The following is a 13257-nucleotide window of genomic DNA, read 5'->3' as shown; positions in this document are numbered from 1 at the left end:
TAATGCTAACGAACGGATAGTTTTCTATCTTAGCCCAGTGTGACATCCTTGAGGTACGCAACATCGAACGAAAGGATGGCCTCCATGACCGCAACGAACCCTCCTTACAGCTATGACATCGTCGGCAGCTTCCTGCGCCCCGAGGCGCTGAAACAGGCGCGCGCCGATTTCGCCGCCGGCACCATCACGCGCGAGGCGCTGACCGCCGCCGAGAACAAGGCCATCGCCGAGCTGGTGAAAAAGGAGAAGCAGGCGGGCCTGAAGGCCGTCACCGACGGCGAGTTCCGCCGCGCCATGTGGCACCTCGACTTCCTTGAGGCGCTTGAGAACGTGGAGCACGTTGACGCCGACACGTGGTCGGTGGAGTTCAAGGGCCCCAAGCCCAAGGGCGCGCAGCTGGTGTTCCGCGGGAAGATCGCGTTCGGCGACCATCCGTTCCTGGCCCATTTCGACGCGCTGCGCGACATTGCCGGCGACTACCCCACGAAGCTGACCATCCCCGCCCCGTCGATGCTGCACCTGATCCCGTGCGTGCGCGGCAAGGCGACGTATCGCCCCACCGAGCGCTACCAGGACGAGCGCGTGCTGTTCGACGACATCGTGGAAGTGTACCGCGACGCCGTGCGCGCGTTCTACGACCGCGGCTGCCGCTACCTGCAGTTCGACGACACAAGCTGGGGCGAGTTCTGCGATGCGGCCAAGCGCGAGGCGTACGCCGCCGAGGGCATCGACGTTGACGAGGTTGCGCGCAACTATGTTGACATGATCAACCGCATCCTTGAGGTGAAGCCCGCCGACATGACCATCACCACGCACATTTGCCGCGGCAACTTCCGCTCCACGTGGTTCTCTTCGGGCGGCTACGAGCCGGTGGCCGAGGTGCTGTTCGGCGGCGCGAACTACGACGGGTTCTTCCTGGAGTACGATTCCGACCGCTCGGGCGACTTCGCACCGCTTGCGCACATCAAGGACCAGAAAGTAGTGTTGGGCCTGATCACGTCGAAGTTCCCTGAGCTAGAAAACGAGGACGACGTTATCGCGCGCATCCACGAGGCCGCGCAGTACGTGCCGCTTGAGCAGCTGCGCCTGTCCACGCAGTGCGGGTTCTCCTCCACCGAGGAAGGCAACGTGCTGACCGAGGACGACCAGTGGGCGAAGATCGCGCTGGTCAAGCGCATCGCCGAGCGCGTGTGGGGGTAGTGCGCGCAGGGCGCGAGACGTACGCATAACATGCCGAGGAAGGTGCCAAGCGGAATGGCTTGGCACCTTTTGTTTTGGGGAAATGCAAGTGACTATGGCTTTGCCCATGCGGCGGGCAACCACAACCCCTTCCCCACGCACACGCTAGGCTGCCACGAGCCCTGCCGAATGGCCTGATTGCGTGGCGATGGCCCGGGCGGGGCGCCGGGAGTGCTATGGTATGGCGAAATCATTCGCGAAGGACGAGGCGTGTTTTGAGCAGCAAAAACAATTTGAAGTCGATATTCGTCGTGTACCTGCTGGGGCTTTTGCTAGGCGGGCTGTACGTGGGCATGGTGGCGCCGGTGCGCCTGGTCATCCAGGAGCAGTTCGTCCTCGATGACGCCACGGGCATCTGGATGATCAACATCTACACGTTGTTTTACGCGGCGTGCATCCCTGTGGTGGGCAAGCTGGCCGACATGCGCGGGCGCAAGCCGGTGTTTCTGGGGTGCCTGATCACGTTCGGCGCAGGGTCGCTGATATGCGGATTGTCGCAGATGGCCGGCAGTTTCGAGGTGCTGCTGGCGGGCCGTTTGGTGCAAGCCGTGGGCGCGTGCGGCGTCATTCCCGTGGCAAATGCGGAAATCGGCTCAACGTTTCCGCAGGAGAAGAAGGGCATGGCGCTGGGTATCGCCGCCGCCGTGGCAGGCATCGCCAACGTGCTGGGCGCCGCCGCGGGAAGCCTGATCATGGGCCTGGTGGGCAACGAGAACTGGTCGGCGCTGTTCTTCTTCGCGCTGCCCGTGTGCGCAGCGCTGGTGATTGCCGGGGTGCGCGTGCTGCCGAACCGCACCGTCGATAACCGCGAGCCGCTTGATGCGGCCGGATCGGTGCTGATGGTGATAACCGTGCTGCTGCTGTTGCTGGCGCTGCAGGGCATCGACGTGGGTAACCTGGCCGCGTCGCTTGGCTCGGCAGCTGTGCTGGGGCCGGCGGCGGGCTTCGCCGTGTTCCTGGTGGCGTTCGTGCTGGTGGAGCGGCGTGCGAAAAGCCCGGTGTTCCACCTGGAGTATTTGGGCAACCGCGCCATTGTGGTGACGATGGTGGTGAGCTTTTTCGTGGGCTGCGTCACCATCACCATGACATTGATCCCCGAGGTGGCCGAGTTCATCATGGACGCACCGGTGGGCTCGGGCGGGCTGTATATCCTGCCCGTGGGCGTGATGTGCATGTTCGGACCGCCGCTGGGCGGCAAGCTCATCGACAAGTTCGGGCCGAAGCCGGTGCTGATGAGCGGCCTGGCCATTGCGACCGTGGGCTTTTTCATGCTGGCGCTGGCAAGCTTGGGCAGCGCGAACGCCGTGCTGCTGATTGCGGGGCTTGCCGTCATGGGCCTGGGCATGGGTTTTGCGATGGGTGCGCCGACGAACTACATGATTCTGGAGAACACGAGCCCCGCCGAAAGCGGGTCGGCCATTGCCACGATCGCGCTGGTGCGGCAAGTGGGCACGACGGTGGCGCCGGCTGTGCTGCTGGGGTTCGTAACGGCCTCGCCGGGGGCCGCGGGGTTCTTCCAGATGCTGGTGTGTGCGGCCGGGTTCTGCCTGGTGTCGCTGGTATGCATGCTGGCGTATCGCGCGAAGTGACGGGCGCAGGCGCGGGCGTTTGCAGGCGCTTACTTGAAGGTAAGCACTTGGCGCGCTGCGGGGGCGGCTTATAATTTGGTTTCGGAAGAAATCGATGTGAAAGGAGCTGTCCCCATGGACAAGGAGCTGTTTGATTACGTTGCCGAGCGCGCCGAGGTGCTGGCCACCGCCGATTCGAGCAAGCAGGAGACCAAGGACGCCGCTGCCGCGTGGAAACAGGCCGTCGAAGGCGCCGACGATACCGCCGTTGAGGCCGCCACGAAAACGCTGGTGGACTACCTGGACGGCCGCCCGAACACCATCGATGCCGTGATCGCCTTTGCCGAGGGCCCGGCGAAGCAGCTGATGGGCGAAGAGACAGCCGCCGCCATGGCCGCCGAGCAGAAGCAGCGCAAGGAGCAGGGCGCGAAATGGTGCGGCTGCCCGTCTTGCACCGCCGCTTCCGAGATTCTGGCGAAGTTCGACCGCTGCGAGCTGTAGTTCGTAGGGTTTTGCGGGTTTGCGGGGTTTGCGGGTTTGCGGGTTTGCGAATCGCGGACGAGTCTTTTGTTGCGCTTGTCGCGGAGTTTTGCGGGTTTGCAGGACTTGTGGGTTCGTGGGCTTTGCGGGGTTCGCGGGTTTGCGAGCTCGTGGGCTTTGTGGGGTTCACGAGGCTTGCGGATTAGCGGGTTTGCGGGACTTGCTGGTTTGCATGGTGCGCCGCGCGCGTTCGGGAAACCGAGGGCGCGCGGTGTTTTGCGCTTGAGGGGTAAATTCGCAGGTCAACGCTGTGCTTGACTTCGTTGATACAATATAGGTCTGATAAACTGCGCGTGGACTTTTCCAGACTTTGTGCGTCTTCTTTTCGCCACGCAACCGCTTTGCTGCCGGGTTTTCGCCCACGCAGCTTCCCGATTGCATGAAGGAGCGTGCATACGTATGTCGAACCATGCCCTGTCCCCTGCTGCTGCAGGAACTTCTGTCGCCCAATCCCCCTCCCTGCGTTCCGCAGAAATGCAACCTACATGGCAAACTCGCGTAAAAGGATCGCCCGTGACGCTCGCAACGAGCGCTGGCGAAAATGCAGCGGCTATACCAGCTGAACGGTGTAAACCGGTTGCCGACGCGATGGCCGAGGGGCTCGCTGGCGCAAACTGGCCAGCAGGCGCAAATTCGCGAGCGGAGCGTGGCCTTTCTGCCACCACCCGCACCGAAGGTGCCGCTGCCCGTGCGCGCGCTGTGGCGCTCGTGTTCTTCGGCGGCGCGTGCTACGGATTCAACGCCACGTGCTACAAGCTCTCCTATGCTGCCGGATTCAGCTCGGCGCAGATTGCTGCCGCGCAGATGTGGTTTGCGTTTGCCCTGTTCGCCGTGCTGCTAGGCATCGATTTTGCCCGCGGACGCAGGTGGAGCGCCATCGGGCGCGCGAACACGGCCAAGCTGGTGGGCATCGGCGCCGTGACGTGCATCACCTCCATCTTCTACACGTACGCCATGAGCGTGCTGCCCGTGCCGCTGGCGTTGACGCTGCTGTTCCAGTTCACGTGGATCGGCACGGTAATCCAGGTTGCCATCACGCGCCGCCCGCCCGCTGCAAGCCAGGTGGTGTCGGCGCTGATCATCGTGTTCGGAACGGTATTCGCAAGCGGGCTGTACGCCGCCGATCTTTCCAGCTGCAACCCGTGGGGCATTGCCGCGGGGCTGGTTGCCGCCGTAAGTTGCGCGGCGTTCATGGCGCTTTCGGGCCATGTGCAGCCGGAATGCTCGCAGGCGCAGCGCGGGTTTCTCATCTGCGGCGGCGCGGTGGTGATGTCGCACCTCATTTGCCCCGACTTCATCGTGTCCGGCGTGCTGGTGCAGGGCATCGCGCCGTTGGGCCTGATCGCGGGCGCGTGCGGGTTCTTCCTGCCCGTGCTGTTGTTCAGCATCGGGACGCCGCATCTGCCCACGGGCCTGTCCACGGTGCTTGCGGCGTCCGAACTGCCAGCGGGGCTGTTCGTGGCCATGCTGGTGCTGGGCTCTCCCATTGGGCCAGTGGAGTGGGCCGGCGTGGGCATCATCCTGGCAGGCGTGTGCGTGTCGCAACTGCAGTTTTTGCCGAAACGGGGAAAGTAGGACCGAACTACCAGTTGCGGCCGACGGGCGCGCGTCGCGAAAAATCGCTCATGTATGTGATTTAACTCGGCGACGCAAGCAAACGCTTCATTCACGGTTACGTTTCCCCAGTTCACAGCCACGCCATTAGTGACAATAGCCCGCCTGCTGTCAGCAAATCACATACATGAGCGATTTTTCGCGATATCTCTGCCTCAAGCGGTAAGGGTGCAGCGCTTCGTGCAACGGCGGGCTCGAGAAGCTCTCTAACGAAAACGGGTTCGTAAAGCTTTGGGCGTTGAAGCCCAAAGCTTGAAGGTCTGCAGATGAAAGACCGGTCAGACCGATTCTCGCAGCGTCGGTGACCTGGGGAAACGCAGTATAGCCTTTGGCGCTCGCGCCCGCACGCAAGAAAGAAGGGCCACTGGGCCTAATTTGGCGCGTTAGCCCTTCTTCGGAAGTATTTGCGCTACCAGTTACGGCCTTCGCGGATTTCTACAACGTGGAGCGTGTCGCCGTCGACAGTGAAGCCGATGTCTTGACCCGCGTAGGCAAGGCGGTACACGCGCTTGGGCTCGTGCTTGCTGCCGGCGCGGCGCGGGTCTTGGCGCAGCACCTCCACAAGCCCGTCAAGCTTGCCCGGCGTGATTTGTTTCGCCAGGTCATCGGGGAAATCGACCGAAAGCTCGTGCCACGGCACCTCGTCGACGAAGCCAGCGGCGGCGTCCGGATGGCAATCGGCGAACGGAATGTAGGGTTTGATGTCGTAGATGGGCGTGCCGTCGCGCAGGTCGGCGCCGAACACGTGGATGATGGGGCCGGCGTCGGTCAGCTCGACGCGGTCGAGCTTCACACACGAAAGGCCAATGGGGTTCGGTCGAAACGGGCTGCGCGTGGCGAACACGCCCATGCGCTTCGAGCCGCCGAGGCGCGGCGGGCGCACCGTCGGCGACCACGTGTCGGCCGCCGGGTGGCGGTGAGCGCCGGGAGCTGTGGCGCTGTTGGGAGCGCCAGCATCGACCGCGGCGCTAGATGCTGCAGCCGCGTCGAGGGCAGCCGCAGCATCGGCATCGGCGGCGGCGTTAGAATCCGCAGCTGCGTCGGGGACGGACGCGGCTGCGGCATCGGCGGCGATGTCGCCTGCCGTGCCACCGGGGACGCGGTTCTCGAACTGCCACAAAAGCCAGATGTGGGAAAACCCGTCCAGGCCCGTGACCGCCAGGTTCGACGAGAACTCCGGTTCGAACACGATGCGCCCGTGCAGATGCGGGGCAACAAGGCTGTTGCGCGGGATGCCGAACTTCTGCGGCATGTCGGTGTGAATGTGTGCGATAGGTTCCATACTCGACATTGTACCGCGGCCTACCACGCGCCCACGAACAACGCAGAAGCCGGCGGTACAGTCAGCGAATGCGGCACCGCCGCTTTCGCGATTCGATTCTTCGCCATCTCGCCGGGTTGGGGGATGCGGACAAATAGTTGGACCGAATCGGTCCGGTTAGGAGTTCGCGAATGCCAAGCTACGCGGAAGAGCAGAAGCGCAGGGCCGTCGAAACGGTCGAGGAGTGCGGCGGGTCGGTGACGCGCGCGATGCGCAGGCTGGGATACCCCACGCGCCAAACGCTGTATCACTGGCTGAATCGGCGCGACGCGTCGCACGAAAGGAAATCCGGCAGGCCCTGGAGCCATCACGATCCGGCGCCGAAGGCGCAGGCCGTGGCGTTCGTGAGGTCGGGCATGGCCGGCAAGGACGTCGCCGAGATGCTGGGGGTATCGAGCGCCGCGGCGGCCTGCAATTGGGCGAGAGCCGCAGAAGGCCCGAGCCCGGCGGCGGACAGGGGCCCCATAGAGCCCATGGGAGACTCCGAGGACAGGGCGTACGACGGCTTCGAGGGGAGCCTCGAGGAGCGCGTGCGCCAGCTCGAGCTCGAGAACGACATCCTGAGGGCGGCGACGAAGGTTTTAAAAGCCGAAAGCCCCAGCGCGATGACGGACAGGGAGAAGGCCCTGGCCGTAAACGAGCTGCGGGCGACGACGGGGAGAAGCTTGAGAGAGCTCACCGGTTCCTTGAGGATATCGAAGAGCTCCTATGAGTACAAGCGAGCGGCGCTCTGCAGGCCAGACAAGCGCGCCGGGCTGCGGGCGCGCGTGCGCGAGGCGCTCGAGGGCGCGAGCGCCTCGCGCGGCTACCGCTACGTCACGCACGCGCTGCGGTCGGGGGACGACCCGGTCGCGGTGTCCGAGAAGGCGGTGCGCCGCATCATGCGCGAAGAGGGGCTGGCGGTCGCGTACGCTAAGAGGAGGGCGAGGTACAGCTCGTACAAGGGCGAGATATCCGATGCGCCCGAGAACCTGGTCAACCGCGCCTTCCGAGCCGCGGCGCCCAACGAGCTGCGGCTCACCGACATCGCGAAGTTCGGGCTGCCGGGCGGCAAGGTGCACCCGTCCCCGATCCTCGACTGCTTCGACGGCGGCCTGCCCGCCTGGTCGGTCGGCACGGGCTCGAACGCGGAGCTCGCCAACAGCAGCCTCGAAGCCGCGTGCGGCGCCCTTTCCAAAGGGCAGCGCCCCGCGCGCACTCAGATCGCGGGTGCCATTACCGCTGGCCCGGATGGATCGCGATCTGCGAGAAGAACCGCCTGACCAGGTCGATGTCGAAGAAGGGGTGCAGCCCGGACGACTCGGCGATGGAGGGATTCTTCGGCAGGCTCAAGAATGAATTCTTCCACCATCGGGACTGGTCGGGCGTGACGATGCCCGGGTTCTGCCGAATGCTCGGCGCCTATCCGAGATACTACAACGAGGAGCGGCCGAAGGAGAAGCTGGGATGGCTGAGCCCGATGCGGTACCGGAGGAGCCTTGGGCTGGCCGCATAGCCGGTCCAAAGAAACGTCCGCATCCCCTCTGCGTCTGAATCTGCGCGGCGTTGGCGAAGGCGATGTTCATCTCGCAGCCGGTTTCGGCCTTGAAAGCGTCCGCAATCTCCTGGAACGGCTTGGTCATGCCGGCGCCGCAATAGATGTTGAGGCTTTTGCCCTCAAGGCTGGCTGCAGCGGTCTGCTCCGGCTGCTCGGCCTTTTGCTCGCCCTTGTCGGAGGAGCACCCTGCCAGCACGCCGCAGGCGAGCACGGCGCCCGAGGCGGCCGCGCCCGCCCCACCCCCACCGTACGCTCAAGCTATCAGCCATCCATAGCCGCAACGCGCGCCCGCGCTCAAACCTTCCCCAAATGCAAGAAAGGGAACGGGCGAAAACCCGTTCCCTTTCCAAAACCATCGGTTGACCGATGATCGACAAGGATCCGCAGATGATTCGTTAGGCGATCGGCGGGGTGCCCTCGAAGTTGCCGAAGATGGCGTCGATCTGGATGGCGGCACCCATGGGCAGGTTCGCAACGCCGACCACGCGACGAGCGGGGGTTCCCTCGGGGAAGAACCGAGCGTACACCTCGTTGACGGCGTCCATGTCGTTCATGTCCTTCACGAAGATGTTCACCTTGACGCAGTCCTCCAGGGCATGGTCGACGCTCTCGATGATGGCCTTGATGTTCTTGAGAGCCTGCTCGGTCTCGGCCTTCACGCCGCCGGCGACCAGCGCGCCCGTAGCCGGGTCGATGCCGAGCTGGGCGGAGATGTTGTTGTAGTGGGAGAACGCCACGGTCTGGGAGGACAGCTCGTCCTTCGGAGCGTCGGCGATGTTGTTGGCCTCGATGATCAGGCCATGACGGGCCTCGACGGCCTGCGGCGGGGTGCCGTCGCCGTGGGAGCACACGGCCTCGATCTGCACGAGCGCATGCTGCGGCAGGTCGGCGACCTCGACCACGGTGCGGGCCGGCAGGTAGTTGACGGCGCGGGCGATGCCCGAATCCGGGAAGAAGCGCTTGTAGATCTCGTTCATGGCCTCGACGTCGCCGAGGTCCTTCAGGAAGACGGTGACCTTGACGATATCGTCGAACGGAACATCCATGGCGGTCAGGACGGCCTTGATGTTCTTCAGGCACTGAGCGGTCTGCTCCTGCACGCCGCCCATGACGATCTGGTTGGAAACCGGATCGATCGGCAGCTGAGCGGTGATGTTGTTGTAGTGGGAGAACGCCACGGACTGCGTGGACATTGCGTCGAACGGGGCGTTGTGGGTGTTGTTGGCGTACTTGACCAGATCGCCGGCCTGAGGCTCGTTCGGGATGGTGCCTTCGCCGTTGGTGAGCAGAGCCTCAACCTGGACCAGGGCGCCCATGGGCAGATCGTTGACGGCAACGATGGTGCGGGCGGGCACGTAGGTGGTGAAGAAGGACTTGTAAGCCCTCTCCACAGCGTCGAGGTCCATGATGTCCTTGACGAAGATGGTGACACGAACGACGTCGTTCAGGTCATGATCAATGCTCGCAACGATGGCTGCGATGTTGCGGAAGCACTGCTCTGCCTGCTCCTTGACACCGCCCTCGACGATAGCGCCGGTCCTAGGATCGACGGGCAGCTGGGCCGAGAGGTTGTTGTAATGGGAGAAAGCGACGGTCTGAGAGCACATCGGGCACTTCGGTGCGTTCTCGGTGTTCCTTGCCACTACCACGTTATCCGCCATGGCAATACCCTTTCTGTTGACAGCCTTCAATGAGGTTGCGCAAATACGTTTTCCCACGACTTGCGTCTCAGCGCATTAAACGTGACGACGATTGTCATTGTCAATCGATTTTCAGCAAATTCGTTGCCGGCTTCTATCGGTTGAATCCCGGGAATCTAAGCGGAAAAATGATTGCCCGATCCCATAATCCTTATGTTTCGCGCGTATTTTCCAGCGAAACCCTGTTCATTCCGCATACCAATCAATGCCTTTTTCTGCACAGATTTTTCCAACCGTTACCGTTCCGTCAATCACGTTTCCCGGCGAAAAACAGCCGCTTGCCGTCGAAGCCCATCCCTGACGAATCAAGAGCGAACCGTCAAACCAACGGAAAAAGCCCTTGCTACACTCTCACCGAAGGGAGCGGGCCGAAGCCGGATGCACGCCATCGCAAGAGTGCCGAACGGCGCCCCGGACGGCCTGCAAGCATACAAGGAGGAGGGATTCACCATGTTTTTCTACGAGCCGCTATCGGCAACGGCGTGCGTGAGCGTTTTGCTGTACCTGGCATTTCTGATCGGCATGAACGAGCTATCGCGCTTGAACAAATGGGTCGGCGCGGTCATATTCATCGCGCTACCGGTCGTTCTGACCGTCTTCGTCTGGCCCCATACCGCGGTCGAGGGCACGGGCGCCGGCACCTGGTTCCAGTGGGTGAAGACCTACTCGTGCTTAGCCGGAGCGGTCTTGGGCTGGCTGATCGTCTACTTCCCCGCCTTCCAGAAGAAGTACATCGTCTGCATACCGCCCATCATCTTCGCCATCAACATCCTTGAGGCATGTATCCGCGACTTCCAGCTCACGGGCGTCAACGGCATCGTTGACGGCTACATGGTGGTCGGCGGCCCGTGGAACGTCATGAACGGCATCGCCGGCATCTTGAACGCCATCTGCATCTGCGGCTTCTTCGGCATCATCGTCAGCCGCGGTAAGAAGAAGGACTACGTCTGGCCCGATCAGCTGTGGTTCTGGATCATCGGCTACGACCTGTGGAACTTCGCCTACACCTACAACAGCGTCTCCGACCGCTCCATGTACTGCGGCCTGGTGCTTCTGGCAGCCTGCACCATCCCGGCGTTCTTCATCAAGCGCGGCGCCTACGCACAGCACCGCGTCCGCACGCTTGCCGTGAACATGATCGTCACCATGACCATCCCCTGGTTCTTCCTGCATCCGGCGTTCGTGGTCCATTCCACCAACAACCCTGCAGCCCACATGACCATCTCGGTCATCGCGCTCATCTTCAACGCGGGCGTGTTCATCTACCAGGCCTACACGATCTTCGGCAAGAAGCGCAACCCCTTCAAGCAGGAGCTCTACATCGACAACCCGCGCTTCCGCAGGGTGTACCTCGAGAGCATCGACGTTCCCGAGGGTCAACGCGAGGCAGCGCTGGCTAACCTGGAGGAGTTCGGCTACGCGGCCGCATGGGACGAGAAGGGCCGCGTCAAAACCCTGGTGGAGCGCCCGTAACATTCGCCGAGATCCCCACGACCCACAACCCGAACGCGTTCTTCGCCGTCAGCCTGGTGGCGCTCATCGCCAATGCGGCCCTTGCCGCCTACCAGCTACGCCGAATCCGCGCACGGCGCCTTAACCCGCTTAAAGACGAGCTCTATAATGACACGAAGAGCTATCGAGAGGTCGTCGAGGAAAACCGCTGATCTACAGCGAACCGCGCCTTAGCGCACGCAGCGCGGCGGCTTCCCAACATGCGAAGGAGCCCCGTGTCTGCACTGGACAGCAAGCCGTTACCCGGATTCGATCCTGACCTGCCGCACCCCGTCACGCGGCAGGTCAGGCAAAGCGCACGACTTGAAGGCACCGCCGGCGACATCATGTTGGCGGCGCGCGAGCTTTACGAAACCGAAGGGGTCGCCGCCACCAGCATGGCCGCCATCGCACGCAAGGCCGGCGTGGCGCGCAGCCTTCTGTACTATTACTTCCCCGACAAGCAAGCCGTCACCGACGCCGTGATCGAGGACTATCTTGAGGATCTGGTCGAAAGCGTGTCCACCTGGAACGAGCTGCGCGCGTTCGGCGAAACCCCCTCGGAACTGAAAAACTGCGTGTCCATGCTGCGACGCGCGCTCTACACCGCATCGGGCGACCCTCGCCCGATGTTCTCCGTGCTCGAGGAGCTCGGCCTGCGCGACCGCTTCGCCACGCAGGCCGTCCGCGAGGTGGTGACATGCATCCAGAACTACATCGTGTCCGAGTACATGGCGTACCGAACCATCGAGATCCAGCTGATCCCCGAAACGTTCGGCCTGCTCATATTCGGGTTAGCGGGGATGATGAAGGCCAAGCCCGACATCACCGACGACGAGCTTGCAACGCTTATCGCCCAAACGCTTCGCCTTGACATGACGGTGATCGATCCGCCGCCATGGCCGGAACACCCTGATGCGCCTTCGCGCCCGACGCCATCTCCCGATGGCGCGGCTTAGCGCGACGCCTTCGCCAGATTGTGGCAGGCCATCGCAGCAGCTTAACGCCTCACGCCCTATCGAGCCGAAAACGTTCCGCCTACATGAAGGATGGTCTCAAGCACGCCACCCGCAAAGCCGCCCACAAGGCCGGGGACCGCGGTGTTCGACAACGCCGACCCCTCGTAATGCGTGCGGCCCAGGGTATGCCCGCGCACGATTTCCACCACGACATGGCAATCCACGCCCGCGGTGAAGCCCGGGCCGACCCCGACGACGATGGGCGCCATATCCATGGAAGTGCCCAGGTTGCGCTTGGCCAACACGGCATCGACCACCGCGTCGGGCGCCACGTCCTTGACGCACGCGCACGCGGGGTCCACCAGAACGGGGACGACCCCTTCGCCGGAAAGCAGCCCCAAGGCATGGGAAACGTCCTGCGCCCGCACGGCCGTCGCACCTTCCACCTGGGCTTTCCCCACGCGAACAGCTTCGCTGAAGGCAACGGTGCGGCGTACCGTCAAAGGCTGCTCTATCTCGGTCATAAGCACGGAAGCGCCGCATCGCACAAGGCGCGGCGCGATGGCGCCGGCGATATCGCCGGCGCCGCGGATCACCGCAAACATCGAAGATCGTCCCTCCAAAGGTTTCCCGCCACCACCGGCGTCTCGCATAGCGCCGCGATGCGCTGCGCCGCCCGCCAGTCGGCGGCGGTCTCCACCTTGTTGATCAAAACCACGTCATGAAGCCCCTCGGCGCGCAGCACCGCCGCCACCGCCTCGGGCGTGACCGCATCGTCGACGGAAACGCCGGCCAGCTGCGCGAATCGCTGCGGACGGTGGCACGTCTGCAAGACGGGGGGCGCCTAAGCCGTCGACCCCGACCACGCACACCGTCCGCCCTGCGCACGCGGGGATGACCGGCTCGTGCTCGGCATGCGCCTTCAGCGGGAGCGTTTTCGCCCCGTCCGCCTCCACCAGCACATAGTCCGCCGAACAGACCAGGTCGGAAAACGCCGCCCGCGGCTCGGCCAGCTTCCCCATGGGCAGATGGATGGAGCCCGCGCACACGATGGAGGCTTCGCAAAGCGCCATCCGCACGTCATCGAGCGACGCGCCCAGCACCACGGGGCACCAGTCGGGCACGTGCATCTTCGTGCTGGTGGCCACGATCACGCGCGCATCGCGCGACAGCTCCTCGGCCAAGGCGCGCAAAAGCGTGGACTTGCCGCCACTGCCGATGATGGCCGTAAGCCCACGCTGGATATGTAGCAAGCTGCTTAGAATGCTTACTCCTCAGGTTTCGCCAA

13 protein-coding genes and 1 pseudogene are annotated in these 13257 nt (G+C 63.6%); 9 read left to right on the top strand and 5 right to left on the bottom strand.

Annotated elements, in window-relative coordinates:
* Positions 1–84: 84 nt before the first annotated feature.
* The 4 genes from ET524_RS11355 to ET524_RS11340 all read left to right on the top strand — a co-directional run bounded on the left by ET524_RS11355 (position 85) and on the right by ET524_RS11340 (position 4922).
* Positions 85–1200 (top strand): 5-methyltetrahydropteroyltriglutamate--homocysteine S-methyltransferase, encoded by a 1116-nt coding sequence (locus tag ET524_RS11355; RefSeq protein WP_201738723.1) that lies wholly within the window; start codon positions 85–87, stop codon positions 1198–1200.
* A gap of 254 nt (positions 1201–1454) precedes the next feature.
* Positions 1455–2828 (top strand): MFS transporter, encoded by a 1374-nt coding sequence (locus ET524_RS11350; RefSeq protein ID WP_201738722.1) that lies wholly within the window; start codon positions 1455–1457, stop codon positions 2826–2828.
* 114 nt (positions 2829–2942) lie between these two features.
* Complete coding sequence (locus tag ET524_RS11345; protein ID WP_129424590.1) at positions 2943–3308, top strand: 3-hydroxyisobutyrate dehydrogenase; 366 nt, start codon at positions 2943–2945, stop codon at positions 3306–3308.
* Between the two features lie 627 nt (positions 3309–3935).
* Positions 3936–4922 carry a DMT family transporter gene (locus ET524_RS11340; protein WP_201738721.1) on the top strand — a complete coding sequence of 329 codons (987 nt, stop codon included), beginning with the start codon at positions 3936–3938 and terminating at the stop codon, positions 4920–4922.
* Between the two features lie 448 nt (positions 4923–5370).
* Here the strand turns inward: ET524_RS11340 and tsaA are convergent, their stop codons facing one another.
* Complete coding sequence (gene tsaA / locus ET524_RS11335) at positions 5371–6252, bottom strand: tRNA (N6-threonylcarbamoyladenosine(37)-N6)-methyltransferase TrmO (RefSeq protein WP_236648280.1); 882 nt, start codon at positions 6250–6252, stop codon at positions 5371–5373.
* Positions 6253–6413: 161 nt separating this feature from the next.
* On the opposite strand from tsaA, the gene ET524_RS11330 reads away from it, so the two are divergent.
* On the top strand, positions 6414–7544 hold the full coding sequence (locus tag ET524_RS11330) for an IS3 family transposase (protein WP_129425922.1): 1131 nt from the start codon (positions 6414–6416) through the stop codon (positions 7542–7544).
* Between the two features lie 8 nt (positions 7545–7552).
* Positions 7553–7777, top strand: a complete 225-nt coding sequence (locus tag ET524_RS11325) for an IS3 family transposase (protein ID WP_129424584.1) — start codon at positions 7553–7555, stop codon at positions 7775–7777.
* A 40-nt stretch (positions 7778–7817) separates the two neighbouring features.
* Here the strand turns inward: ET524_RS11325 and ET524_RS12215 are convergent.
* Together ET524_RS12215 and ET524_RS11315 are read right to left on the bottom strand one after the other, a co-directional pair.
* A pseudogene (locus tag ET524_RS12215) lies at positions 7818–8015 on the bottom strand (substrate-binding domain-containing protein); the annotation flags it as partial.
* A 199-nt stretch (positions 8016–8214) separates the two neighbouring features.
* Complete coding sequence (locus ET524_RS11315) at positions 8215–9480, bottom strand: RidA family protein (RefSeq protein ID WP_129424582.1); 1266 nt, start codon at positions 9478–9480, stop codon at positions 8215–8217.
* A 489-nt stretch (positions 9481–9969) separates the two neighbouring features.
* On the opposite strand from ET524_RS11315, the gene ET524_RS11310 reads away from it, so the two are divergent.
* The 3 genes from ET524_RS11310 (at position 9970) to ET524_RS11300 (ending at position 11969) form a co-directional block, all read left to right on the top strand.
* Complete coding sequence (locus tag ET524_RS11310) at positions 9970–10992, top strand: DUF5692 family protein (protein WP_129424579.1); 1023 nt, start codon at positions 9970–9972, stop codon at positions 10990–10992.
* A complete protein-coding gene (locus ET524_RS11305; RefSeq protein ID WP_201738720.1) occupies positions 10947–11183 on the top strand; it encodes a DUF5692 family protein in 237 nt (78 codons plus the stop codon). The genes ET524_RS11310 and ET524_RS11305 overlap by 46 nt, the downstream gene beginning before the upstream one ends.
* 63 nt (positions 11184–11246) lie before the next feature.
* Positions 11247–11969, top strand: coding sequence for a TetR/AcrR family transcriptional regulator (locus ET524_RS11300; RefSeq protein ID WP_201738719.1), 723 nt, complete (start codon positions 11247–11249; stop codon positions 11967–11969).
* Positions 11970–12025: 56 nt separating this feature from the next.
* On the opposite strand, the gene ET524_RS11295 is transcribed toward ET524_RS11300, so the two are convergent.
* A complete protein-coding gene (locus ET524_RS11295) occupies positions 12026–12574 on the bottom strand; it encodes a hypothetical protein (RefSeq protein WP_129424575.1) in 549 nt (182 codons plus the stop codon).
* 114 nt (positions 12575–12688) lie between these two features.
* Positions 12689–13222 carry a selenium cofactor biosynthesis protein YqeC gene (yqeC, locus tag ET524_RS11290; protein WP_161566630.1) on the bottom strand — a complete coding sequence of 178 codons (534 nt, stop codon included), beginning with the start codon at positions 13220–13222 and terminating at the stop codon, positions 12689–12691.
* Positions 13223–13257: the final 35 nt, after the last annotated feature.

This window comes from Senegalimassilia faecalis, assembly GCF_004135645.1.
In the GTDB taxonomy this organism is placed as follows: Bacteria; Actinomycetota; Coriobacteriia; order Coriobacteriales; family Eggerthellaceae; genus Senegalimassilia; species Senegalimassilia faecalis.
The sequence above is the reverse complement of the archived record's forward strand: the minus strand, read 5'-3'. Positions and strand labels throughout refer to the sequence as shown.